This is a genomic window from Fodinibius sp., from assembly GCF_034521915.1.
Classification (GTDB): domain Bacteria; phylum Bacteroidota; class Rhodothermia; order Balneolales; family Balneolaceae; genus Fodinibius.
In genome coordinates, this window is record NZ_JAXHLU010000019.1 from 44014 (window position 1) to 69346 (window position 25333).

The 25333-nt window shown below is 43.7% G+C and carries 29 protein-coding genes; 28 read left to right on the top strand and 1 reads right to left on the bottom strand.

From position 1 onward, the window contains the following. Nucleotides 1–191 precede the first annotated feature (191 nt). The 10 genes from U5J89_RS14520 (at nucleotide 192) to U5J89_RS14565 (ending at nucleotide 7956) form a co-directional block, all read left to right on the top strand. Nucleotides 192–1184 (top strand): type IV toxin-antitoxin system AbiEi family antitoxin, encoded by a 993-nt coding sequence (locus U5J89_RS14520; protein ID WP_322576367.1) that lies wholly within the window; start codon nucleotides 192–194, stop codon nucleotides 1182–1184. Continuing rightward, nucleotides 1159–2004, top strand: coding sequence for a nucleotidyl transferase AbiEii/AbiGii toxin family protein (locus U5J89_RS14525; RefSeq protein WP_322576368.1), 846 nt, complete (start codon nucleotides 1159–1161; stop codon nucleotides 2002–2004). Before U5J89_RS14520 ends, U5J89_RS14525 begins: the two co-directional genes overlap by 26 nt. A 224-nt stretch (nucleotides 2005–2228) precedes the next feature. After that, nucleotides 2229–2570: a P-II family nitrogen regulator gene (locus U5J89_RS14530; RefSeq protein WP_322576369.1), complete on the top strand. Its 342-nt coding sequence runs from the start codon at nucleotides 2229–2231 to the stop codon at nucleotides 2568–2570. 132 nt (nucleotides 2571–2702) lie between these two features. After that, entirely contained in the window at nucleotides 2703–3089 is a 387-nt protein-coding gene (locus tag U5J89_RS14535; RefSeq protein ID WP_322576370.1) for a DUF302 domain-containing protein, read from the top strand. A gap of 36 nt (nucleotides 3090–3125) precedes the next feature. After that, nucleotides 3126–3626 (top strand): hypothetical protein, encoded by a 501-nt coding sequence (locus U5J89_RS14540; RefSeq protein ID WP_322576371.1) that lies wholly within the window; start codon nucleotides 3126–3128, stop codon nucleotides 3624–3626. A 391-nt stretch (nucleotides 3627–4017) separates the two neighbouring features. Further along, a complete protein-coding gene (locus U5J89_RS14545) occupies nucleotides 4018–5340 on the top strand; it encodes an APC family permease (RefSeq protein WP_322576372.1) in 1323 nt (440 codons plus the stop codon). A gap of 278 nt (nucleotides 5341–5618) precedes the next feature. Then, nucleotides 5619–5834, top strand: coding sequence for an SHOCT domain-containing protein (locus U5J89_RS14550; RefSeq protein WP_322576373.1), 216 nt, complete (start codon nucleotides 5619–5621; stop codon nucleotides 5832–5834). An 18-nt stretch (nucleotides 5835–5852) separates the two neighbouring features. Beyond that, on the top strand, nucleotides 5853–6881 hold the full coding sequence (locus U5J89_RS14555; RefSeq protein WP_322576374.1) for a type II glyceraldehyde-3-phosphate dehydrogenase: 1029 nt from the start codon (nucleotides 5853–5855) through the stop codon (nucleotides 6879–6881). 37 nt (nucleotides 6882–6918) lie between these two features. Then, nucleotides 6919–7587 carry an isoprenylcysteine carboxylmethyltransferase family protein gene (locus tag U5J89_RS14560; RefSeq protein WP_322576375.1) on the top strand — a complete coding sequence of 223 codons (669 nt, stop codon included), beginning with the start codon at nucleotides 6919–6921 and terminating at the stop codon, nucleotides 7585–7587. 45 nt (nucleotides 7588–7632) lie between these two features. Further along, on the top strand, nucleotides 7633–7956 hold the full coding sequence (locus U5J89_RS14565) for a hypothetical protein (protein WP_322576376.1): 324 nt from the start codon (nucleotides 7633–7635) through the stop codon (nucleotides 7954–7956). A 255-nt stretch (nucleotides 7957–8211) separates the two neighbouring features. On the opposite strand, the gene U5J89_RS14570 is transcribed toward U5J89_RS14565, so the two are convergent. Next, on the bottom strand, nucleotides 8212–8706 hold the full coding sequence (locus U5J89_RS14570) for an AraC family transcriptional regulator (protein WP_322576377.1): 495 nt from the start codon (nucleotides 8704–8706) through the stop codon (nucleotides 8212–8214). 337 nt (nucleotides 8707–9043) lie between these two features. Here U5J89_RS14570 and U5J89_RS14575 point away from each other — a divergent pair, with 337 nt between their 5' ends. The 18 genes from U5J89_RS14575 to U5J89_RS14655 all read left to right on the top strand — a co-directional run bounded on the left by U5J89_RS14575 (nucleotide 9044) and on the right by U5J89_RS14655 (nucleotide 25015). Then, nucleotides 9044–10252, top strand: a complete 1209-nt coding sequence (locus tag U5J89_RS14575; protein ID WP_322576378.1) for an MFS transporter — start codon at nucleotides 9044–9046, stop codon at nucleotides 10250–10252. Nucleotides 10253–10436: 184 nt separating this feature from the next. Beyond that, nucleotides 10437–10730, top strand: a complete 294-nt coding sequence (locus U5J89_RS14580; protein ID WP_322576379.1) for an SHOCT domain-containing protein — start codon at nucleotides 10437–10439, stop codon at nucleotides 10728–10730. Nucleotides 10731–10735: 5 nt separating this feature from the next. Then, entirely contained in the window at nucleotides 10736–10942 is a 207-nt protein-coding gene (locus U5J89_RS14585; protein WP_322576380.1) for a DUF2933 domain-containing protein, read from the top strand. 17 nt (nucleotides 10943–10959) lie between these two features. After that, nucleotides 10960–12291 carry a Na+/H+ antiporter NhaA gene (gene nhaA / locus U5J89_RS14590; RefSeq protein WP_322576381.1) on the top strand — a complete coding sequence of 444 codons (1332 nt, stop codon included), beginning with the start codon at nucleotides 10960–10962 and terminating at the stop codon, nucleotides 12289–12291. Nucleotides 12292–12365: 74 nt separating this feature from the next. Continuing rightward, nucleotides 12366–12632 carry a DUF5676 family membrane protein gene (locus U5J89_RS14595; RefSeq protein WP_322576382.1) on the top strand — a complete coding sequence of 89 codons (267 nt, stop codon included), beginning with the start codon at nucleotides 12366–12368 and terminating at the stop codon, nucleotides 12630–12632. Between the two features lie 101 nt (nucleotides 12633–12733). Beyond that, the gene (locus tag U5J89_RS14600; RefSeq protein ID WP_322576383.1) at nucleotides 12734–15142 is read left to right on the top strand and encodes a hypothetical protein; all 2409 of its coding nucleotides are present in this window, start codon (nucleotides 12734–12736) and stop codon (nucleotides 15140–15142) included. 160 nt (nucleotides 15143–15302) lie between these two features. Next, complete coding sequence (locus U5J89_RS14605) at nucleotides 15303–17999, top strand: heavy metal translocating P-type ATPase (RefSeq protein WP_322576384.1); 2697 nt, start codon at nucleotides 15303–15305, stop codon at nucleotides 17997–17999. Between the two features lie 20 nt (nucleotides 18000–18019). Further along, nucleotides 18020–18397: a cupredoxin domain-containing protein gene (locus U5J89_RS14610; RefSeq protein WP_322576385.1), complete on the top strand. Its 378-nt coding sequence runs from the start codon at nucleotides 18020–18022 to the stop codon at nucleotides 18395–18397. A 152-nt stretch (nucleotides 18398–18549) separates the two neighbouring features. Continuing rightward, nucleotides 18550–18735: a YHS domain-containing protein gene (locus U5J89_RS14615; RefSeq protein WP_322576386.1), complete on the top strand. Its 186-nt coding sequence runs from the start codon at nucleotides 18550–18552 to the stop codon at nucleotides 18733–18735. 82 nt (nucleotides 18736–18817) lie between these two features. Further along, nucleotides 18818–19036 carry a hypothetical protein gene (locus U5J89_RS14620; RefSeq protein ID WP_322576387.1) on the top strand — a complete coding sequence of 73 codons (219 nt, stop codon included), beginning with the start codon at nucleotides 18818–18820 and terminating at the stop codon, nucleotides 19034–19036. A gap of 42 nt (nucleotides 19037–19078) precedes the next feature. After that, nucleotides 19079–19225, top strand: a complete 147-nt coding sequence (locus tag U5J89_RS16115) for a YHS domain-containing protein (protein ID WP_416208546.1) — start codon at nucleotides 19079–19081, stop codon at nucleotides 19223–19225. Between the two features lie 95 nt (nucleotides 19226–19320). Next, nucleotides 19321–20466 (top strand): NAD(P)/FAD-dependent oxidoreductase, encoded by a 1146-nt coding sequence (locus U5J89_RS14625; protein WP_322576388.1) that lies wholly within the window; start codon nucleotides 19321–19323, stop codon nucleotides 20464–20466. Nucleotides 20467–20491: 25 nt separating this feature from the next. After that, nucleotides 20492–21280, top strand: a complete 789-nt coding sequence (gene lgt / locus U5J89_RS14630; RefSeq protein ID WP_322576389.1) for a prolipoprotein diacylglyceryl transferase — start codon at nucleotides 20492–20494, stop codon at nucleotides 21278–21280. Nucleotides 21281–21329: 49 nt separating this feature from the next. Beyond that, nucleotides 21330–21542, top strand: a complete 213-nt coding sequence (locus tag U5J89_RS14635; RefSeq protein ID WP_322576390.1) for a hypothetical protein — start codon at nucleotides 21330–21332, stop codon at nucleotides 21540–21542. A 283-nt stretch (nucleotides 21543–21825) separates the two neighbouring features. Next, nucleotides 21826–22044, top strand: coding sequence for a hypothetical protein (locus tag U5J89_RS14640; protein ID WP_322576391.1), 219 nt, complete (start codon nucleotides 21826–21828; stop codon nucleotides 22042–22044). Nucleotides 22045–22385: 341 nt separating this feature from the next. Then, entirely contained in the window at nucleotides 22386–23156 is a 771-nt protein-coding gene (locus U5J89_RS14645; RefSeq protein ID WP_322576392.1) for a glucose 1-dehydrogenase, read from the top strand. A 268-nt stretch (nucleotides 23157–23424) separates the two neighbouring features. Beyond that, nucleotides 23425–23787 carry an NADH-quinone oxidoreductase subunit A gene (locus tag U5J89_RS14650; RefSeq protein ID WP_322576393.1) on the top strand — a complete coding sequence of 121 codons (363 nt, stop codon included), beginning with the start codon at nucleotides 23425–23427 and terminating at the stop codon, nucleotides 23785–23787. 496 nt (nucleotides 23788–24283) lie between these two features. After that, a complete protein-coding gene (locus U5J89_RS14655) occupies nucleotides 24284–25015 on the top strand; it encodes a hypothetical protein (RefSeq protein WP_322576394.1) in 732 nt (243 codons plus the stop codon). Nucleotides 25016–25333 lie beyond the last annotated feature (318 nt).

Sequence of the window (25333 nt, forward strand, 5' to 3'; positions counted from 1 at the left end):
TGTATGCCTTTAGTTAGTCTATGCTCTTTTTCAGACATTTAAAGCTGTTTTGTGCTAATGGAAGACAAAGTGCTACCTCAGTTTTATGATATTGCAGCAGACAAAGTTTAGAGCTTCTGTTATTGCTATTCATCTTTTTTGTTCACAAATTAAGCGTGTTCACGTAACGTGAACCATATAAATACGTGAACATGGAAGAAAAAGAAATCATACATACCGCTTTAGAACACCTGGAGCCTGCTTTATTGAAAGGAGAATGGCATCCTTTTAATGAGAAAAACAAGAAACTTGATGGTGAGCTTATTCTGATATATGAACATCAAAGAATTCATTTTGATGCCATCGTAAAAAAAGAATTCCGCACCTATCAAATTGAACAGATTATTGATCAGGCGGACAGGTATCAAAATCCGATGGTGATTGCTTACCGTTTATTTCCTGCATTAAAGGATAAGCTAAAGGAGCATCGGATAAATTATCTTGAGGCCAATGGAAATCTGTTTGTACATACAGATCATGTGCTTCTGTTTCTTGACCGGGACAAAAAACTTCACACACCCGATACCACAGGGAACCGGGCTTTTACTCCAACAGGCTTAAAAGTGCTGTTTGAACTTTTACGGGATAAAGAGCTCATTCATCACACGCAGCGGGAGATCGCTAAACGAACGGGAGTAGCGCTGGGAAATATTCCAAAGGTTTTAAAGGGACTGCAAGAAACCGGATTCTTATACAAGATCAACAAGAAAAAATATGCTCTGAATAACAATGAAGAGTTGCTGCATAAATGGGTTGAGGAGTATAAAAACGTTTTGCAGCCAACTCTTGAAAAAGGACGGTTTACCCTGAAACCCCCAAATAAAGACTGGAGAGAACTAAAATTACACACGCCTGACACAGTTTGGGGAGGAGAACCGGCAGGAGATGTCTTAACCAATTACCTGCGCCCGGAAACATTGACGATCTACACGAGCGAAACCAAAAAGAACCTCATGATGCACTATGGACTGATGCCGGATAAAGAAGGCCCTGTTCAGGTCTATGAGAAATTCTGGAAACAGGATGAAGAGCAAAAAACTGCACCGGATATACTTGTTTACGCAGATCTAATGAATACCCAAGACAAAAGATGTATAGAAACAGCAGAAATGATATACAATGAGCGAATCAAGCCAGAATTATAAAGACCTTGCTATTCCATTTTTCAGAGAAGTCTTTGAGCTCATTGATGATGTGCTGAAAAACAGAGAAATCCCTTACTACCTGATTGGAGTAAGCGCAATTGCACTGGAATTGCTTAAAAAAGGCATAAAGCCGGCAAGGGGTACCAAAGACATTGATTTTGCAATTATGATCTCTTCATTAGATCAGTTTGAAGAGGTAGTCAATGATTTGGAAAAAGCAGGATTTAATAAAGTAGAAGCTCCGTGGACACTGGTACATCCAGACTATGATGTAGTTGTTGACCTGTTACCCTTCGGTGAAATTGAGGAGAACTATACGGTTGGTTTTAATGAGCGATATACAGACCTGCATGTGTTAGGCTTTAAGGAAGTGATGAAAGACAGCCGGGAATATGAGATTGAAGATCGGGTGGTAAACGTTCCACCAATTCCGGGAATGATTTTATTAAAACTTGTTGCCTGGAGTGACCGCCCTGAAGATCGGGGGAACGATCCTTATGACATACTTAGGGTCATTGAATACTATAACGATCTCGAATTTGATGCCAACATGATGGAGCATTACGATTTGATCTCTGAACAGGAGGAATTTGATCATCGAATGTTTTCGGCCAGAATCCTCGGCAGAAAAGCGAAAGCTTATCTGGATGAATCGGAGGATTTAGAGGCCAGAATTTTTGAAGTGTTAGAAAATAATACGGTAGAGGCGAAAGAATCACGGATCGCAAAATCCTGGGCTATGGAGAAAGGATGGGACTTGGAGTACTGCGTTTCATTACTGGAAGAATTTAAAACGGGTTTGTCTGAAGGGATTTCATGATTTATCGGAGACTGTTCAATTAAGTGTGTCATAATTAACTCAGACACATGGAACCTGCAAAAAACAACAAACACCATGCCCCCTCCCAAGTGAGACTACCCCGGACTAAGTTGTCTATATTTTTTGTTAGCCCATGCTCTTTATCGGTCATTTAAGCTTAATTTAAGCAAGGGTTATTATTATCTGATTGAAGTGACCTTTAATACATCTTAACAGGTGATGCCATGAAGCTCTTAAAAGTTTTAATCAGACCCATCTTACTCGAAGAAATTAGCAAAGAATTACGACATCACGGTGTATGCTGTATGACTGTGTATCATGGTGAGGGTACAGGCAAGTATATTGACCCCACCAAAGAACATGGTTCATTGGATTTTCCCGCAATGCATGCTGAAGTTGTAAAAATTGAAATTGCAACACATGATGAAGATGCGGAAAAAGTAGCAGATATCATCCAAAAGAGAGCTTCCACGGGATCAGAAGGAGATGGAATAATTTTTATATCTACTATTGAAGAAGCTGTTCGAATAAAAGATGGAACAAGAGGATCGGATGTTCTTATTTGAAACCAACATCCTGCTGGAAACTTATGCTGACCTGATTTAGGTAAAACTCACTTTAAGGTTGTTTTAAGGGTAACAGCCTTATGTTATAGTAGAACACATAACCGATTAATCATTAAATAGACTAAAAAGAAAATGGAATATTTTACTTCAAAAACGGTAGATCTCTCTTACGATCAGGCTATTGCAAAAGTAACAGAACTGCTCAAAGATGAAGGTTTTGGGGTTTTAACTGAAATTGACGTCAGGGAAACGCTGAAAAAGAAACTGGACGTAGATTTCAAAAAGTACAAAATATTGGGTGCTTGCAACCCAAACTTTGCTCATAAGGCACTGCAGGCGGAGGACAAAATTGGCGTGATGCTGCCCTGTAATGTCATCGTGGAAGAACACGAAGATGGCACGGTAGAAGTCTCAGCCGTCAATCCGGTGGCTTCCATGCAGGCCGTTTCCAATGAGGCGTTGCAGCCCATCGCAGACCAAGTCAAAACAAATCTGGAAAGAGTTATAGACCACCTTTAAAGAATATTAATTCAAACACAAAAACAGGTACCTATTATGAAACGCTTAACACTTACACTTTCAATGATTCTTCTTTTTGCCGGCATGAGTATAGCTCAGCAAACGCAAGAAGATATGAACCAAAAGAAACAACAAATGATGGAGATGATGCAGGATTCCACCATGCAATCCATGATGATGGAGCAAATGGCTAAAAATCCTGAAATGCGTCAAAAAATGATGCAGAGCATGATGCAAAACATGGACGGTAATATGAATATGGGCAACATGCAGGATATGATGAAAAATAATCCTGAGATGAAACAGCGTATGCAAAAGCATATGAAAATGATGCAGTCGATGATGGATGGAGAACAGATGGACCATTCCAAGATGATGGAACAAATGGGCGATTCATCCATGATGAAGATGCATATGATGTGCATGCAAATGATGCAAGGCGGCATGATGGATAAGGATGGCATGATGAATGGACAAGGCAAGATGGAGAATAAGGACGGTATGGAAGGAAGTAACCATCAACAACATCATAATTAAAAAGTCGACGTAAGACCTTGATCGCTTGCCCTGGTATTTAACAAGATGCCGGGGTTTTCTTTTGATCTGGTATCTGTCCCTGCGGGGAAAGCACCGGCTTGAAATAAGCAATTCAGCCATCGAGATTCACCGGAGACGGTTTGAATACGGTGAGATATCGAAAGAAGAGTTTAACAGACTCGAACAATCATTATCCGACAACTGATTATAATAATTAAGAAAATGAGCAAACATGCTCTTTGGATGATCAAAGGATGTGGCATACCGCTTTTGCTTCTTTTTATAGTGCCCTTGTTTGGGCTTGATAGCAGTATAACCTTATTTATTATTGCAGTATCCTTATTAATCTTTATTTTGTTAAATTTTTACTCCCCAATGGGAAAAATTGGTCATGGATAATCAAAAGCTGTCTTTAACAGGTTCTGTGTCATTAGGCACAGGAGTAATGATAGGGGCCGGGATTTTTGTACTTATGGGGCAAATTGCTGAGTTAGTTGGCGATTTATTTCCTATAGCTTTTTTGGCAGGTGCCATCGTTGTCGGGTTTAGTTCTTATTCGTACGTCAAATTTTCTAATGCGTATCCCTCATCCGGCGGGGTTGTAAAATTTTTAACTAAAGCTTATCAGCCGGGTACGGCTGCGGGTACCCTTTCATTACTAATGTATGCATCCATGGTTGTTGCCCAAAGTTTAGTTGCCGGAACTTTTGGAGCATATACCCTCAGGTTATTTCCGGAAGAATATGCTGGCTATGCTTCCGCCTTGGGTGTAGGACTTTTGGCACTGGCCTTTATTATCAATGTATTGGGCAACAAGATTATTGGAGCAACTGCAACCGTAACAGCTATTATTAAAGTGTTGGGCATCGCACTGCTTGCTATTACGGGAATAGCCATAGCAGGATTTCCGGATATTACCGGTAATTTTGTATCAGAAAAAAGTCAGTCATTGCCTGCAGGTTTGAGTTTTATTGCAGCGCTGGCTCTCTCGATTCTTGCTTATAAAGGATTTACGACGATCACCAATCAGGGGGATGATATTCAAGAACCGCATAGAAATATGGGGCGGTCTATAATTATTTCAATCTTGATATGCACTTTGATCTATTTCTTTTTAGCACTGTCTGTATCGGCAGGATTGAGCATCCCTGAAATCATAGCCGCCAAAGATTACGTACTGGCTGAGGCAGCGCGACCTGTTTTTGGTAAATGGGGCACATGGCTAACCATTTTACTCGCTATGGTAGCTACCGTATCCGGTGTAATAGCCAGCATTTTTTCATCTTCAAGATTATTGGGGATGCTTAGCAGTATGAAACAAGTGCCCATACTAAAGATTGGAAATTTCCGAAATCCTGCACTTATTTTTACTGTAGTCCTGGCAATGCTTTTAACGGTCTTATTTAATCTGACTCGAATTGCTTCCATTGGGGCTATTTTTTATCTGATCATGGATATGGCCATACACTGGGGGCTGCTGCGACATCTCAGAAAAGAAATTAGCTTTAATCCTGCTATTCCTTTAATTGCCTTAGTAATGGACGCCGTCATACTTGCTGCATTTATTTATCTCAAGTACCTGGATGACCCCTTCGTTCTGATTGTAGCGCTGATTGGAATAACGCTCATCATTATAGCCGAACGTCTTTTTATGATATCCCATACGGACAAGGAAGGAAAAATGCATATGGGAATGGATGAAGAAGATATTTAAGTAAAAATGTAATAGCCGGAATTGTAAATAATTCTCTGAGCATGACGCCCTTTGAAAAGGTGGTAAAACAACACCACGTGGGTACTGAATTGGAAGAGCTTTTGACATTATTCAATTAAAATAATTGCAATTAAAATAACCCTGCATAGCATTCTAAATCTGTTCTTAATTTAAGCTTGATTTAAGCCTCCTTCCGTATCTTGCTTGCAGTAACGTGCTGCATTTAATTAGTGATTGTGCAGTCTACTTTAATTGTTAACAAATATATTGGTGGTATCATGTTTTACGATCATCATTTTATAGGCATGCACTGGATCTGGTGGCTTATTATTACCGCCATTATCTTGCTGGTGGTATTCGATGTCATTCCCTACCGATCCCGAATAGAGCCAGAAGAAGATGCACTGGATATTCTAAAAAAACGATTCGCTCGGGGCGAGATAGAACGGGAGGAGTTTGAAGAGCGTAAACAGGTATTAAAACAGAGTAAATAGCCTAAAAAGAATAATACTATGAAAAAGATAAATGTAGCCGTTAATGGATATGGAGTCATCGGTAAACGAGTGGCAGAGGCAGTAGCTCTGCAAAAAGATATGGAGTTGGTCGGCATCGGTGATGTAGCTGCTGACTGGAGAATAAAGACAGCCGCCCAAAAATATGCCGTATTTGCAAACACTGAAGAAGGCCACAGGGCAATGGTAAACCAGAAAATCGAAGTTGCAGGAGATCTTAATGATCTACTGGATGCCGCTGATGTAGTAGTTGATTGCGCCCCAAAAAAATTCGGGGCCCAAAATGCTGAAAAATACAGACAGGCAGGAGTGAAATTTATCGTGCAGGGTGGGGAAAAACACGAGACCACCGGGCATTCGTTCAGCGCAGAAAACAACTACACCTTGGCAATAGGAAGAGACGCAACTCGGGTGGTGTCCTGCAATACCACTTCAATTGTGCGAACGCTGAGTGCCTTAAAACGGGCCGGTTTGCTCAACAAAGCGCGGGGTACCCTCCTGCGAAGGGCCACCGACCCGTGGGAGAGTCATAAGAATGGAATCATGAATACCTTGGTCCCCGAACCTGAAATACCCAGCCATCAAGGACCGGATGCCCAAAGTGTAGACCCGAATCTGGATGTGGTAACCGCAGCCGTTAAAGTACCCCAAACTCTGAGCCACCTGCACTACTGGACGGTTCAATTGACCAAAGAAGCATCCAAAGATGAAGTTCTGGAGGCATTTGGAAGTTCAACAAGAACCGCCTTTATCAACATGAGTGATGATCTTTCGGCCAACAATGCGGTAAAGGAATTAATGCTGGATCTGGGCCGTCCGCACGGCGATATGTACGAAGTAGCCATCTGGAAAGATATGCTCAAAGTAGAAGGGGACGAGCTGTACTACGCCTATTTGGTGGACAATCAAGCAATTGTAATTCCCGAAACAATCGATGCCATTCGAGCACTAACCGGCATAGAATCTGATCCTGCAAAATCAATTAAAAAAACCAACCGTTCCCTGGGTATCAGACAACGGTTTATTTAATCAATCAACATAACATCAGAATAAGAGGAATTGTAAGATGGAAAGAGGAATTGAACACTCCGGTGCCTGGATCATTGCATTATTTGTTATTGTAATCGCCTCCTGGCTTTTGTATAAATATATGGCTCCAAAAACCTGGCGGGAATGGGTGGGTGCCGGGCTGATTCAGGGTTTCATCATCGCACTGTATGCAGAGATGTACGGTTTTCCGCTTACTATTTATCTTATGGTAAGGTTTTTGGGCCTGGATAGTGGCAATTTAGATGCTAATCTATGGTCTACCTTATTAGGTATTGGACCGACCGGCATGATGATTTCGATGTTGCTGGGATACGCCCTTCTTTTTATCGGGTTTGGCATCTTTATTCAGGGCTGGAGGCAGCTTTATCATGCCAAACAGGAAAACAAACTTGCAACGGACGGTTTATATAGTTTTGTACGGCATCCGCAATACACGGGGCTGTTTATCGCGCTTTTTGGAGAGGGGGTCATTCACTGGCCCACCCTATTCTCTGTAGGTCTGTTTCCGGTTATCGTTATCGCTTATGTGCTGCTGGCCCGCAGGGAAGAGCAGAAAGTAATCGAAGAATTCGGGGAAGAATATCTTGAATACAAGCAGAGCGTTCCGGCCTTCTTACCTATAAAAGGTAAGTGGAAACAGTTTATTAAAGGAACTTCAACTACTCAAAATAACCATCCTAAATGATATAATGTATTTCAAAAAAATTTCAACCTGATAAAGACGAACGATATGATCAAGAAAAAACAAACTAAAAAGAGCCCAACACTTACAATTTATTGTGAAGGCTGGTGCAGCTATCTTCGTAAACTAGCTAATGCTCTGACGGAAAATAATATCTCATTTAAATATGTTGACTTAAGATTTGATAAACCAAAGTTCGAAAAATTATCGTCAATAATAGGATCACCGTTACCCTTGCCTTTACTTGAAATTAATGGTGCTTATTTTAAAAAACCGGCTTATGTAACAATCACAAAATTGCTCAAGCAGAGTGCGTGGGAGAATGGTATTGATAACTTACTCTATGGCTCGTCGCCAAACCAAAAGGTTTAAGGTTGTTATACTTCACAAATTCACAAATAACAATCCAGTTCTAAGTAACGCGTCTCTTTACAAATGTAGCTAAAACCCGCTTGGCAACTATAAAGACCAGAAATCAAATCTTTGAACTTATCACAGCCATTGAACAAGTCGCATATTTCCCCAGTTCAAAATGATCCAACAAAGTTCTTATTATCCCAAACCTTAGAATTTAATACAGCTATGGCAACAGCTGAAAAATGGAAGTAAAATAAATTCATATTAAGCTTAGATGATTTTATCAAGAGACTGCCTGTAGTTGCTATCCGAATCGTTGTAGCTTTTGATATCCATTTTTAGTCGTTGTTCAAAATCAAGAGATAATTCTTCATAACTACCATATCCCAATTGTTCAGCGATGCATCGAAGAGAAAGGTTTTTGTAAGAAATCAATTCTTTAGCCCGCTCAAACCGCAGGGTGTCGAAATATCTTTGGATGGAGCACCCGCTTTCGGATAAAAATTGCTTGTCCAGTTTGTCGTATTCAACCTGCATGAATAACTCCAGGTATTCAGAATAAGAATCAATCCATTTTATGGTTGTATTAAAGTAAAGTAACCGAATGAGTAATGTCTTTACTTTTTCAACCATCTGAGCTTTTTCAGAGATCAGCAGATCAAAACCATATTTTTTCAGCTGTTCTTTTATTTGTTGAATAATAGTATCAGATGGCTTATTGATTACTGCGTGTCCCAATTCAACATCATGTACGGTGCACCCCAATTGTACCAGCGATTGCCTCACTACAAGTATGCACTGAGGGCAGACCATGTTTTTTATATATATTATATACCTGCCGTTATTCATAAATATTCTCCACATTTTAGGTGAATACACATTAGCATAACCACTAAAAAATAGACGAAGAAGCCTTAAATAAACCTTAAATCGTCTGCATTTTTTTTAATCGTCAGATAACTCATTTAAAACAGAAGTATAAAACAAGCCATTAAAAAATATTTCTTACTTATTGATACTATTTTAGCCCTTTTAAGCTTCTCTTAAGGATGACGGTTATATAATTGTCAGAAATAACTATAGTAAAATAAACTCCGGTTGGATGAAGAAAAAAGAGATCGGTATTCTGCTTGTGTGCCTGTTCCTTGTGATGATCGGCTACGGCCTCACGCTACCCATACTTCCCTTCCTGGTGGAACAATCGGCTAAATCTAATGGGTTCCTGAATTTTTCACCGGCTCTTCATGTGGGATTAATGACCGGAATTTTTCCGTTGATGCAGTTTTTAACGGCCCCGCTTTGGGGACGTTTGTCTGATCGTATCGGCCGCCGCCCTGTTTTGGCGGCGGGAATGATGGGATATGCTCTTTCATTGATCTTATTCGGATGGACGATTGACCTGATGTTTTTATATATACTCCGGATTGTGGGCGGTATATTTTCAGCTTCCGTACTTCCAACGGTCAACTCTTGGGTCACGGATCTGAGCGATTCGAACTATCGGGGCAAAGCACTTGCCTGGACAGGTGGGGCGGCAAGTCTTGGTGTTATTTTTGGGCCGGTGTTGAGTTCTTTCTTTTTGGGAATTGACTGGTTCAGCGAATGGTCATGGAAGCTGTTGACGGCTAATCCCTATACGGTGGCATTCATGATCGCCGGTTTCATGGCCATATTTGCTTTTGCAACCGTACTTCTATGGCTTCCCAATAAACGAATGACTATGAGATATGAAGTCCATAAAGAAACAAAAATAGCGGATTGGGCCCTAACAAAAGCAAAAATGATTCCCTTTTTACTTTATGCGTTGGTAATACAGGGAGCCCTTTCCATGTTTGAAAGTACTTTTGCCCTTCATGCACAACAGACATTAGGATACAGCGTACTGGAAATGGGATACATATTTATGGCCTGCGGACTTGGTATGAGCCTAAGTCAGATTGGTCTTACCGGCCCTCTCTTAGATCGGTGGGGCGAAAAAAGAATACTTTTAATAGGCTTTCTTTTTGTTGGGCTCTCTCTTTTTCTTTTGATGCTTGTAGATACATTCACGATGATAATTTTATTGGTTTCCTATATGGCTTTAGGCATAGCTCTAGTCACACCAACACTTGCATCTTTAACCAGCAAAATAAGTACTAATAATAATATAGGTAAATGCATGGGGTTGCTAGCTTCTTACAGTAGCTTGGGTCTGACCATTGGTTCATTCCTTGGTGCTGGTTTGTACTCTGTGAATATCCATCTACCGTATTTGGTTTTTACGATTATAGTCTTCACCGTTCCGATACACATGATAAAATCTTTTGAGTAGTTAGCCCTTCTCAGGCTACTCTTATGTACTGAACTAGAATTGATAAAAAATTAATTAGCCAAAATTCTTCTCCATATTTAAGCTTGTTTTAAGCCTCCATATGTTAATATATCTATAGAAAAGGACTGATACACTTTTCTATAGAACAAAAACTAATGTTTGTTAAACCCCAAAGGAGGTACTTATGTGGTTTGAAGACATCTGGAACATACCCCTTTATGTTTGGCTCCTTGTGGTAATTTTTGCAGCAGTTGTCTTCATAACAACCTTGTTGCGGAGACGTAACCGAGCCGAGCCGGTTAAAGAAAACCTGGAATATTTTTGTCGATGTTATGCCCGGGGTGAGATAAATCGGGAAGATTTTGAAGAGTTGAAAAAAGATTTGCTGGAATTTGAAAAACAGTTCGATACAACAAAAAAATGTAAACCAACACCCCGTATGAACATACGGGGTAACAACAAACAACCTGTAAGATAAATATTATGGAATGGATAGCTGAAAACTGGTTTCTTATAATAATTACCATTTTGTTTGTTGCTATGCACCTGTTCGGCCACGGGCATGGCGGACATGGCGGACATGGTGGACACGGCAAACAGAACGGAGGTCACGGACACAAACACGACTCCGGTTCGCACGAAGGTCACAACCATCCTGAAGACGAGAATCAGAAACACCGGCATCATTAACCAGAACTGGTTTGAAGATGGAACTGTTAAAACGAAATCCGCTGGTAATATTTTTTGAATCCCTGAAGAGCAGAAGTCAGGCCGGGGTGGGAATTGCAATATTATTAGCAGTGATTATCGCAATGATATGGGCAAATTCACCCTTTAATGAATACTATACAAGATTCATACAAACAGAGATTACCCTCCAAATAAATGAGTTTGTTTTATCAGAGTCCTTGGTTCATTGGGTCAATGATGGACTGATGGCCGTGTTCTTCCTCTTTGTGGGACTGGAGTTAAAGCGCGAACTCCTTGGAGGGAAGCTCTCTGATCCCCGAAAGGCTATTCTCCCTATAGGAGCAGCCATAGGTGGAATGCTGGTACCTGCTTTGTTCTACATGTTATTTAATTATGGGACTGTCAGTCAGAGTGGTTGGGGTATACCCATGGCTACCGATATTGCATTTGCGTTAGGTATCCTTTCGCTTTTTGGAAACCGGGTACCAATTGCGTTAAAGGTTTTTTTAGTTGCTCTTGCAATTGTGGATGACTTAGGGGCCGTATTAGTAATAGCAGTATTCTATAGCTCTGGAATTTCAGGTATGGATTTGTTTCATGGCTTTCTGTTCTTCCTTGTACTATTGGGGGGCAACTATTTGGGCGTCAGAAATACCTGGTTTTATGCTCTCTTAGGCATTGCCGGAGTTTGGTTGGCTTTTTTCTTTTCTGGTGTTCACCCTACGGTAGCGGGAATACTTATCGCATTTGCTATACCGGGCAGGGTTAAAATCAGTGAAAAACAGTATCTAAAGGATTTAAATAAACTTCATCAACGTTTTCTGGATGCCCAGCCGATACAAGGAAGTTTTGTATCAGAACGGCAGTTGGAAATTTTGGAAGAAATAAAAAGTAAAACCAATGATGCCACAACTCCCTTACAAAAGATTGAGCATGGATTATCCCCTGTAGTCGGCTTTTTTATTTTGCCGATATTCGCTCTGGTAAATGCAGGAATTCACATTCACGGAGATATTCCCAATATCCTGAGCCAGGACATAAGCCTTGGAATTGCTTTCGGGCTGATTGCCGGAAAATTTATTGGTATCACAGGAGCAGCCTGGATATTGTTAAAATTGAAAATAGCCGAGCTTGGAGAGAATATTACCTGGGGACAAATTTGTGGGGTGGCTTTGTTGGCAGGTATCGGGTTCACGATGTCATTTTTTGTGACCGACCTCGCATTTCAAAATGAAGAGCTTAAATTTGTGGCCAAACTGAGCATACTGTTTACATCTACTGTAGCAGGTATTTTGGGTTCATTGGTGATCTGGATCAGTTCAAAATCGAAATATGAAAATTACACTTGAAGGAAAATTATTCTAATGTTTTTAATCTCATAAAGACAAACAGCATTATTAACTAAACAAAAAGAGGCTTTATTATGCTTAATATCAAAATCGTAAGCTGGGCGGCAGGAACGTTTACATCGTTCAGTTTCATCTTATGCGTTATTTACGGGCTTGTTACGCCCGAGAGTATTCATATGCACCAGTTCCTTGAAATTGTATTACCCGCCTTTGAATGGATTTCCACCGGCAGCTTTTTTCTGGGGTTAGTTGAGAGTTTTGCCTGGGGCGCTTATTTCGGGTTGGTCTATGTTCCAATCTATAATTTTTTCTATAAGCGATGGGGAACCACCGCCGCGTGATACATAACTAACAGCATTCGAGGGGGCCGGGTATTCAATCCGGCTCCCAATCTGTTGAGACGTATCAAAAAGATGAAGGAAATTCAAAACGAATCGACATCATGCCTGATAAATCAGCGATGACAAAGTATTCCTCTAAACGAGGCAAACAGGTACTTATCCTGATTTCTCTGGCGCTCGTCTCCTTTAGTATGATTTTGTACGAGATCGTACTGTCCCGCATCTTTTCCGTTATCCTGAGCTACCACTACGTGTTTGCTATACTCTCTCTGGCTATGCTGGGATTAGGCATGGGTGGCCTTCTGCTACAAAAGGTGAGAAGAATTTGGCCTTCATCGGATACCTATTTGATGGCTATAATCACAGCTCTGATTCTCGGTTTTACTACGGCGCTCATCCTTTATTTTACGCAGGTTACTTCTGCTTCATGGGCAGCTGTAGTTACCTGGGGCCTGCTGTTTCTGCCCATTGTTCCTTTCCTTTTTTTCGGAATGACCATTGCCTCCTTTTTCCAGCAAGCCCCGGAGCGAAGTTCACTGCTTTACGGCTTTGATATCCTCGGTGGAGCAATGGCGGCTCTTTTCGCTGTACCTCTACTCAATATTGTGCCGGCACCGGCAGTAGCGTTTATTGTTACAGGGATAGCGCTACTTGCCGGTTTACTTCTGACCGTTACGGTTCCAGCAAGGATATCAACTATTATCCTTTCCATGGTGGCAATTTTCTTTGTTGCGGGAGGTATATGGCTGGTACCAAAGGAAATCCTGCCTATTAAGACTGATCAGCACAAAGATATTAATCGCCTATTGTACGAAGATTCCAATGATGGACGTATTGTAGAAACACGTTGGAGCGCTTTTGGACAAACTACCCTCGTTGAAAGCAACCAACAACCCCATAAAAAAATGATTTATATTGACGGAGCAGCCGGTACTTCTATGTTTAGTTTCCAGGCCCTACTGAAGGATTCAACACTTAGAAGCGACCTGACCTCCAATTTTGGTCAGTTTTTCCCGTTTTATTTTTTAAAGGACAGTGAAAAAGACAGCGCTCTTATAATTGGGCCCGGTGGCGGGCGCGATGTATTAGTTGCGTTATTCGGAGGGGTGAAATCTATAACGGCCGTTGAAGTCAATCCCGATCTTGTTCAAATAGTTAAAGATTACGAAGATTTTAATGGAGGATTATATACGCGGCTGCCTAATCTGAAAGTGATCGTTGAAGAAGGGCGTAACTTTATTCGCAACTCAGTTGAACAATACGACCTTATCATGCTAGCCTTGCCGGTCACTAAAAGCAGCCGAAGTATCAGCGGATATGCTCTTACCGAAAACTATTTATTTACAGTGGAAGCCTTCGGCGATTACCTAGACAGGCTGACGCCCGAAGGGCGCATTATATTTGTTACCCATGGGAATGCGGAACTTTATAAACTGCTTTCTTTAGCATTAACCGCTTTTGAACAACAGGGGATATCCAATCAACAGGCCATGAACTACCTTTATGTTGTTTCGAAGCATAATATGCCGGCACTGGTTGTTAAAAAGAAGCCATTTGAAGGAAAAGATATGCAAACCAGGCATGCGGCATTGCATGAGTTAGGTTATGATCAAGGAGAATATTTTGTTCCATTTCAGGAACAAGCTTCCTATGTATTACCTGTGCCAGATGATTCATCTTCTACCATAACCTGGAGTATGTTTGATGAAACCATGTACACTGTTTCCGAAGGCACAATGACTATGGAAGAAGTTGCCAAAAATTTTCCATTGAATATATCTCCGGTTTATGATGACAGTCCTTTCTTCTATAACTTCGATAAAAATCTCCCCGCCCCCTTTCCTCAGTTTTACGGTTTAATAGTGCTGGGGATCGTTGTTTTAATATTTCCACTGTCGGTAAAGAAACAACCGGCAAAGGTACGGACGAGTTTTATTAGACCCTTTGCCCGACACTCTGAATTGAAAAGGTTCCTCTTGGTATTTGTGTTGCTTGGGGCTGGTTTTATGATGTTGGAGGTCTCTCTATTTCAAAAACTTAGCCTGTACCTTAGCAACCCGGTCTCAGCCACTTCGATGCTGCTCTTTTCGTTGTTGCTGGGAGTAGGTATCGGTAGTTTGATCAGCGCCCGGATCATCAAAAATCTTTCAGCCGCTTTAGTCATCAGCACCTTGGCAGTCTTCATATTCAGCCTGGCCTATACCTATTTGCTTGACGAGCTGATGGCATCGACTGTTGCTGGTCCATTTCGGGCCGGACTGTTAACCGGCCTGTTCGGGATTGCCATGGGGTTTCCTTTCCCCCTGGCACTTAGACTCATGAAACAGCACGGTCTGGAAGAATTTACCGCTGCAATGTGGGGTTCTAATGGTTTGGCTTCGGTCGCCGGAGCTGTGTTAGCTATGATCATCGGTATTGAATGGGGATTTACTTCAGCCCTTATGTTAGGTGGAACTTTATACTTTTTCACTACACTTTTTTCCCTAATTCGAAAACCTCATGTGATTTAGGATTAGGCTCTTAACCAAAAAAATCACTTGATGTTAAACTATTTTGAGAATTGTCAACCTGATTTAAGCTTGCTTTAAGGAATGTTGCATTATCATTAGGTAGAAACTTGAAATTATACCTGATGAATAACATTCATTATAACTTTAAACGGAGCAAGTCATGGCTAAAGACATCGTTTGCGGAATGGAAGTTGACAATTCCTCTCCCTATCAAAGTACCTATGAGGGCGAACATTTTTTCTTCTGCTCCCAAAATTGCAAATCAGAGTTTGATAAGAATCCAGAGAAGTACATTTCAAGTCAACAGGATTCTTCAGCGACCTATCAAATAACATCAAGTGGTATGGAAAAAATTCAATTGCCCATCATTGATATGCATTGTGCTTCCTGTGCAGAAACTATTGAAAAAGAACTCAAAAAATTGCAAGGGATAAATAAAGCGGTTGTAAATGGTGCAACCGAAAACGCCTATGTAGAGTTTAATCGAGCCGAGATGTCATTGACAAGAATTATCGATACGATAAAAAAGGCTGGTTATAAAACCGGATATGCCAAACTGAGACTTCATATTTCCGGGATGCATTGCAACTCATGTGTCACCCAAATCGAGAAAGAACTGGAAGGGACAGCAGGAGTACTTCAAGCAAGTATCGATCTCGGAACAGAATCAGCCTTGGTAAAATATCTTCCATCAAAAGTTGATTATCCCTTAGTAAAACAAATTATTGAACGACTCGGATACCAAGTTTCTGAAAATTTCCAGGAAGGTGATGATTCCAGGAAACAAACACCTAATTCGAATGAAAAAGGAGATCATGATCCGGTTGATGAGAATGAACGTGCACGTAAAAGAGAATATAATTCCTTGATGCGCAAATTCATTTTTTCAGCTGTAATATCTATTCCCGTAATGGTTTTTAGTTATCCTGATTTTCTGGGATTGCCTGAACAATTCCAGAGAGGTACCGACCTGTTATACTGGATCTGGTTTTCTATGGGCGTGGTAACACTACCAGTCATGTTCTGGGCCGGATCACATTTTTACACTGGCGCCTGGGCCGCGTTTAAAAACCGTTCGGCCAATATGCATACCCTGATCGCGGTGGGCATCACGGCAGCCTGGCTCTATTCTACAGTGGCTGTATTGTTTCCGGAAATTTTTCCCACTGAAGCATTGGCAGAAGTCTTTTATGATGTAACAGCTGTGGTTGTAGCCTTAGTAAACTTAGGGCTGGCTTTAGAAATTAAAGCAAAAGGACGCAGTTCAGAAGCAATTAAAAAACTAATGGGGCTACAGGCAAAAACGGCTCGTGTTGTACGCAACGGAAAAGAACAAGATATACCTGTTGAGGAAGTGGTGCTGGACGATATTATAGTGGTACGTCCCGGAGAAAAGATCCCGGTTGACGGCGAGATTGTCGATGGCTCATCAGCCGTTGATGAATCGATGATCACCGGAGAATCCATTCCGGTTGAAAAGCATAAAGGTGATGAAGTGATCGGCGCTACAATCAATAAGACCGGTTCTTTTAAATTCAAAGCAACAAAGGTAGGTAAAGACACCGCCCTGGCACAGATTGTTCAGATGGTCGAGGAAGCCCAAAGCTCCAAACCACCTATTCAGCGAGTGGTCGACAAGGTCTCTGGGTATTTTGTTCCTGCGGTTATTATCCTGGCAATTGCTGCTTTTATGATCTGGTATATTGTCGGTCCGGCTCCAGCACTAATTTACGCGCTGGTGGTAGCCGTAACGGTTCTAATCATAGCCTGCCCATGTGCCCTTGGCTTGGCGACTCCCATCTCACTTATGGTTGGAGTAGGCAAAGGAGCAGAAAACGGTATTTTGATCCGCAGTGGTGAAGCCCTGGAAACCGCTCAAAAACTTGATACTATCGTTCTTGACAAGACGGGAACAATCACTGAGGGACAGCCATCGCTTACCGACGTGGTTACCGTAAATGATTTCAAAGAAGAGGAGGTACTAACATGGAGCGCCAGTGTAGAACGAGCTTCGGAACACCCACTGGGAGAAGCCATCATCCTGGGAGCCGAAGAACAAGAGCTTACACTTTTTGATCCCCAAAACTTTAACGCCGTACCCGGCCACGGTGTTGAAGCCGAAGTGGACGGCCACAGAGTGCTGCTCGGTAATATCAAGATGATGCTTGACAATAACATCGATACCGGCAGCCTGCAAGATGAAAGTATTGCCTTGGCCGACGACGGTAAAACCCCGATGTTTGTGGCCGTTGAAGGCCAGGCAGCAGGAATAGTGGCCGTGGCTGATACCGTTAAACCGGATTCCAAAGCGGCCATCGCCCAGCTCAAGAAGATGGGACTGGAGGTCGTCATGATTACCGGCGACAACCGACGCACGGCCGATGCCATTGCCCGGCAGGTAGGCGTGGATCGCGTGATGGCCGAGGTACTGCCCGAAGACAAGGCTATGAACGTTCAGAAACTGCAAAACGAAGGCAAGCGTGTAGCCATGGTGGGCGACGGCATTAACGATGCCCCTGCACTGGCGCAAGCTGATATTGGTCTGGCTATTGGAACCGGCACTGACGTGGCGATCGAAGCTTCCGATATCACCCTGATCAAGGGCAGCCTGAAAGGCGTGGTCCTTGCCATCCAGCTGTCGAAGGCAACCATGAAAAACATCCGGCAGAACCTGTTTGGAGCCTTTGCTTACAATACAGCCGGCCTTCCAATTGCCGCAGGAGTATTTTACCCGTTTTTCGGTCTCTTGCTCTCACCATTAATCGCAGCAGCAGCGATGGCTTTCAGCTCTGTAACGGTAGTTACCAATGCCAACCGGCTGCGTAAATTCCAACCCAAATTTACAACTAAAAGTTAAACCACTGAAAGGAGATTGTTATGACACCCGATGAACTAATTGTACTAATTGGAGGCACTCTGTTGATTGCGCTTGTTGTGTGGTATTTCTGGCTTTCCGGATCGGAAGGTACACACATTAAAAGCGGTGCAAGCGGTATTCAGGAAGCGTTGATTAAAGTAAAAGGAGGCTACAGCCCAAATATTATAGTCGTTGAAGCCGGAAAGCCGGTTAGACTTAATTTCCTGCGCGAAGAAACAGCCGCCTGTTCAGAACAGGTTATATTTCCTGATTTTGCTAAACAGGCTACGCTAACTCCACATAAAACAATCCCGGTTGAGTTTACCCCGGAGAACCCTGGCGAATACGAATTTCAATGCGCAATGGGAATGCTTCGCGGCAAATTGATCGTAGAATAATGAAATACTTTCCAACAAACGTGCAAAACAGATATGAAAAATCATTCGAAAAAATCTCAACCCCTAATGGGCGCACTGGCCTCTCTGCACGATTACTCCGCAACCCCGGGCCGGGCGTCCATTTTTAACCGCAACCTAACATGGAGGATACCATGAGCAACACAATCACCTGCCCCGTAATGGGCCACGAAATCGAAGACATCTCAACCGCACCCAGCAGTGAGTATAAAGGTACTACTTATTACTTCTGCTGTGAAAACTGCAAAGAGTCATTTGATGAAAATCCGGCTGAATATGCCGGAGGCAACTATGGCCATCACGGGCACCACCATCACTGAACAAACAATTCGTTTGAACCATCCGCCGGATGGAGAATAGTGCTATCCGGCGGATATATCATCCAAAAAAATACATCCTGCTATGAAACATAGAAGCGAAGAATGTGCTGTCACGGGCAGAGAAGTAAGCGACCCTGCCCACGCTCAGCACAGTAAAGTTAACGAGGTCTCGTTTGTATTCTGCTGCTCTACCTGCAAAGAAATTTTTGACCGCGACCTGGTCAAGTTTGCCGAAGTGCGTTATCCGGCAACCGGCCAGCCGGCTTATGCAACCATACTTAACACTAACTTTAAACGATAGGAGGCGATTATGGCCCATCATGAAACCTGTCCGGTAAGTGGTATGCAGATCGACGACCTTGCCACGGCTCCCAACATGGAGTATAAAGGCAAGACGCTCTATTTCTGCTGTCCTTCTTGCCAGGATACGTTTCTGGAGGATCCGAACAAATATATAAACGGCGGCCCTACCCAGGGGTGCTGCCATTAAATACTAATTTACTCATACACCATCCCTAACATTCTCATGCGTCCGGCCCTGAACCGGCCGGGCGCATTTAAACCTTAAATAAAAAAAGCGCTGCCATGAGTAATGAACATATACACGTCATCGGCGCCGGTCCCGCCGGGCTGGTGGCCGCCATCACCCTGGCAAAAGCCGGATATCCCGTAACCGTTTACGAGATGAACCGGGATGTGGGACATCGATTCAACGGTGATTACCAGGGCATCGAAAACTGGTCGACCGAAGAAGACGCTCACGAATTTCTGGAGACCGTCGATCTTGAAACGAATTTCCGCCTTGAACCGTACGCCGACGGCGACTTCTTTAATCCCTCCGGGGAAAAGTACAATTTTAATATGTCCCGCCCGCTCTTCTACCTGGTGGAACGAGGCACCAGCGAATGGAGCCTGGACCAGGGACTCAAACGGCAGGCGCTACAGACGGGCGTGCAGTTTGAGTGGGGGCGGCGCATGACCCACGCCCCGTCCGGTAAAGTGATCATCAGTACAGGGCCCAAAGCGGCAGACGCAGTGGCCCGGGGTATGGTGTTCAAAACCACTCATGAAAACTATTACGCGGCTTTCCTGGATGATGAGATTGCCCCGCAGGGCTACGCCTACCTGTTGGTCAATGAGGGAAGGGCTACCTTCGCCACCTGTTTGTTTGAGAAATTTAAAGATTCATTTGAATATTTTGATGCGGCCCTCGAACGCATGCAGAAATACGTAGATATCGATATCCTCGACTCCCAGGGATTCGGCGGGTATGTGAATTTCTTCCTGGATCGTCCGCTCATGAAAGATCACCGGATCTACTACGTGGGCGAAAGTGCAGGCTTCCAGGATTTGTTATTCGGCTTCGGCATGCGTTATGCCATGCATTCGGGATACCTGGCAGCCCAAAGTATCATAGAAGATCTTTCTTACCCGGATTTGTGCAAAGAACATATCATCCCGAAGATGGAAACCTCCCTGGCCAACCGCTGGTTGTTTACCCGGTTGGAAGACCTTGGCTATACAATCATGCTGGACCGGCTAATAGATAAGGACGATATCATTCCCATACTACGTAGCCAGTATAACCCAAGCTGGTACAAGAAGGTCATACTACCGGTGGCCAAGCGAGCCTTTAAAACACGACTGGAAGACAAACAGTGTATGCACGAAGACTGCTCGTGCGTATGGTGCAAGCATGGTGAACATGCCTACGCCGAAGTGGAGTGCTGACTACGAAACCTAAAAATTAGATACTATGTTACCTGTACTTTTTGAACTCGGACCCATTACCATACACACAGTCAGCCTGTTTCACACAGGCGGTATTCTCATTGGTATTTGGTGGCTCTACCAACAGGCCAAAAAGAACCAGATTGATCCGCAGAAAATTATGGACCTGTCGGTGGCCATTGTTCTTTGGGCCATTATCGGTGCGCGGTTGTTCTCCATCCTGTTTGACGGCAGCCTGCAGTGGTACTTGGAAAATCCAATGAAAATACTGATGCTCTGGAACGGGGGCTTTACCTTCTACGGAGGCTTCCTGTTCGGACTTGGAGCCGGGATTTGGTATGTTCGCAAACATAATCTGGACTTATGGCAAATCAGCGATATGGCGGCGCCTGGCCTGGCGCTGGGCATCGCCTTTGGCCGGTTAGGCTGCTTCTTTTCGGGAGACAGTTATGGTAAACCGACTAATCTGCCCTGGTCGGTCACCTTTACCGATTCAATGTCGATGGCCCCAACGGGTATCCCACTGCACCCCACCCAAATCTATTCCACACTGATACTCCTGATGGTGTTTGGCATTTTGATATGGTGGAAAAAGCATCAGCGCTTCAAGGGAGAGTTGTTTCTGGCGTTCATCATGCTGTATGCACTGGTACGCTCCTTTGTGGAGATCTTCAGAAACGACCCCCGTGGGGTTTATTTGGATGGGTTGATCTCCACCTCGCAGATCATCAGCCTGCTGGTGATTGTGCCGGCTCTCTGGCTCTATTTTACAAAATGGCGCCGGTACAAAAAGTTGAAGCTTGAAACCCAATAATCCATTTAAATAACCTGATTACACAAATTAAATTGAAACGGATTCAGCCATGTCAACACTACTTTGGTTCATTTTGATCACTGCCTTCATGTTCTTTATGCATCGCGGGCGTGGAACGCACGGGGGCGGCATGGGTTGCGGTGGTGGCGGTCATAACCGGACACCGTATGACAAAAGGGATCAGCGACACAATATAGATCCCGATATCGCAGCCATTCCTGAGGCAGAGTATGAAGTGTTAGAAGATGAGCCGGAAAGATAATTAAATCGCTAAAAGGTGAATTTTATGGAACTCAATATTAACCTGTAACGGAGAAATCCATGGCTAATGAACATACTACATTGAACATGTAACACATTTAACCATCAGCGTTCAAAACCAACAAAACTCCCGTTGATAGACAAACGATAGTAATGAATGAAAAAGCATTCGAACAAATATCAACCATGATAGACGGTCCGGCCATATGATTACTCCCTGATCATTCCTTTAATAGGTCGGGGCTGCCATCTTCTAACTTCTACCCAAAAACACGGAGTACATTATGAAAAACGAAACAAAAGAATGCGCAGTCACAGGCAGAGAAGTTAGCGAACCTGAGGAGGCGCCACGCAGCAGCGTAAACGGAAAAATGTTCACCTTCTGCACCTCGACCTGCAAAGATTTTTTCGATCGGAACTTAGTCAAATTTGCCGAAAAACGTTATCCCACAAGTGGCCAGCCGGCCTATGCAACTATCCTAAAATCCAATGCTAACCGATAAGAGGCTCATTGTAACATATCATCCCGTATGCGGACGGACTATCAATTGAAGATACTATGGGCGCTCCTGTCATGATCCACGGGTTACTGAAAGTGTCCAAATTCAATCACGCAAGAAATTAAATTAGGCCATATTATATTCTCATTATGATGAGTAAATAGAATGAATAAAATTGGAAATTACTTTCTCAATTTAAGCTCAATTTAAGGAGTCATACTTATTTTTAAGAAAGTAACGGCAGCACTCATAACTTGTTTGTGCAACCGTGAGAAAATTGGCACTCCAATAAGCAGAGAGCCAATAACAGTAAATTTTCAACAGTAACTATTAAGGTGAATATTATGAATGGACTCAAAGATAAAGCGATTATTGTAACCGGTGGAGCATCGGGAATTGGCGGAGCCGCCTGCCGCAAATTAGCAAAAGAAGGAGCAAATGTAGCCATTACCGACATTCAGGATTCGGCCGGCGAAGCACTGGCGGAGGAAATCAACGAGACCGGGGGCAGCGCCCGCTACTGGAACCTGGATGTTACCGATGAAGGCCAGATCAAAGAGGTATTCGCAGAGGTAGAAGAAACCTTTGGCGCTATCGATGGGCTGGTAAACAATGCCGGCATCAGCGGCGTGGATAAGCCCACCGATCAGGTGACCAAAGAGGAATGGGAACAGGTGATGAAGATTAACGTAGATGGGGTGTTTTTATGCACCAAGTACGTTATTCCCTACATGAAAGAAAATGGGAGCGGTAGTATCATCAATCTATCTTCTATCTATGGCATTATCGGCAATAAGGATTTGCCTCCGTACCATGCTTCGAAGGGCGCGGTTCGTCTCATGACGAAAAACGATGCCTTGATGTATGCCGAGGACAATATCCGAATCAACTCGGTACATCCCGGCTTTATTGATACGCCTTTGGTGGACGAGCTGGCCGAGCGCAAGAACATCAGCGCCGAGGAATTCCGCAGTCAGCTCGACAGCCTCCACCCGATGGGCCATATTGGGCAGCCGGAAGATATTGCCAACGGCATCGCCTTTTTGGCGTCTGAAGAGTCTGGCTTTATGACCGGCAGCGAGCTGGTCATAGACGGTGGATATACGGCTCAATAAACAAAAATGTAAAATATTAATCTTTACAGTTAGCAAGAGCCGGATGACCATCCCCGGCTTTTGCTATGTTGGGAATTGCACTTGTTTAGAATATCATGTTTTTTTGACTGTATCCGCTGATAGATTTTTAAAGAAAATTGGAATGAACGATATATTGCGCTGCTTTGGGCTAAAAAGAGATGCAGCTTTTTATACATTAAACACCTTCTAACTATTTACCTTAAGTATAAGATAGGTTTAGTTATCAAGCATCATTAATTCAAACTACATGGCTCCACTCACACAATATCTCCTTCTATTTGGCATGTTGGTTGCCACTTCCGGTTTGGTATGGATGCTCTACCTGATAAAAAAATCACTGGGAAGTACGATATCTGAACCGGGTAAAAATATTCCGGCCGAAAGTGGAAACCTTGCGGCCAAACCTGCATGGCTCCGATACCACGTGCATTATTACGGGTATGCCCTTCTTTTTCTGGCTTTCGATATGGAAATGGCCTATATGTATCCTTGGGCGGTGGTGTATAAGGAAGTCGGCCTCGTAGCTTTGCTGGATATGGGGGTCTTCCTGATGATTCTTTTCCTGGGATTGATATATACCTGGACGCAATTGGGGCTTGAACGTCAATAGTCAACTATGGAAGAAAAAATGACATATGGAGCAAGACAGGGATCGATGACGTTTTTACGGAAGCAACTTGCAAAAGTGATTTCCAAAGAATTGCGCATCTTTCCGGTCCCGGGCGCCAGCCTGTTACGATATTATCATACGGAGGCTCTACCGGACACCATACAGTTGGTTGCAACCCCAAAAGAAGCCGATGTACTGCTGGTTATGGGTAATCTGAGTGGGGCGATGGCCGAGCGGGCTGCCTATACCTATGCCCAAATGGCGCGTCCGCGGGTACTGGTGATGGCCGGCCCCGATCGTATTGAACCGCTTTACCCTCCCGATGTGCATACGGAGCTGAAACCGGATTTTCTTCCTGGAATTATTAGCGAAATCAGGGGATGCCTCAATAGCGCTGCCTGGAGAGAATATACACAACCCTTTGAGCCGGAGCAGTTGTTGGAAAAAATTAAAGAAGCCGAACAGGACCAGGGGCATATGCATCATCACCACGACCATGGAGAGCACGGCGGACACGACCACTCTGCACACCAACACGGTCACGGCGATCATGGCGGACATGATCATGACCACAGTCACAAACATGATCACGGCAGTCATAGTGGACATGATCACCCTCACGACCATCAGCATGGGGATCATGGAGGGCACGACCATTCTGCACACCAACACGGCCACGGCGATCATGGGGGGCATGAAGGGCACGACCATTCTGCGCACCAACACGGCCACGGCGATCATGGGGGACATGATCATAACCACGGGCACAAACATGAACACGGCAGTCATAGTGGACATGATCACCCTCACGACCATCAGCATGGGGATCATGATGCACAAGCACACAACCATGAGCATCATAATCATGAGGAACATGAAGGGCATGACCACTCCGCGCACGACCACGGCAGTCATGGCAGCCACGATCACTCCGGGCACAAACATGGAGAGAGCAGGCATCCTCATGATCATCATAAAGAACACGACCATGATGAACACTGTCATGATGACTCACATCAACAAGCGGGTGGACGCAGTGCGCATGAATCCGAGGCAGATCATAGCCACGAGCATGACCATCACCAAGATCACGGTGGACATGATGGAAACGATCATAACCATGGGCACGACCCTGCCGGGCATCAACATGATCATTCAGGACACAATCATAACCATGCTCATGGTGGGCATGATCACAGCGGTCATGGTTCCGGTTTCATGTCGATGATCGCCATGACTAAAGACCTTCCTTTAAGCCCGGACGGGCTGCCGATGGAATGGAGCGACGTACAGTTTGGGCCTTTTCACCCGGGACTACCCGGCGGACTGAGGCTCGCCATGAAACTGGATGGGGACACCGTTGCCGAGGCGAAAGCGGAAAGTGACTTTTCTCCGTTAAGCCTGCCGACTTCAGTTCGAAATAATCCTTTATTATTGCCCGATTTTCTTGAAAAAATGAACCCAATGGCGGCGGTTAGCTACCGTCTGCTTGCTCAAAAGGCGCTGGAAAATTATTCCGGCAACACCGCAGGCGCTCGATTGACAG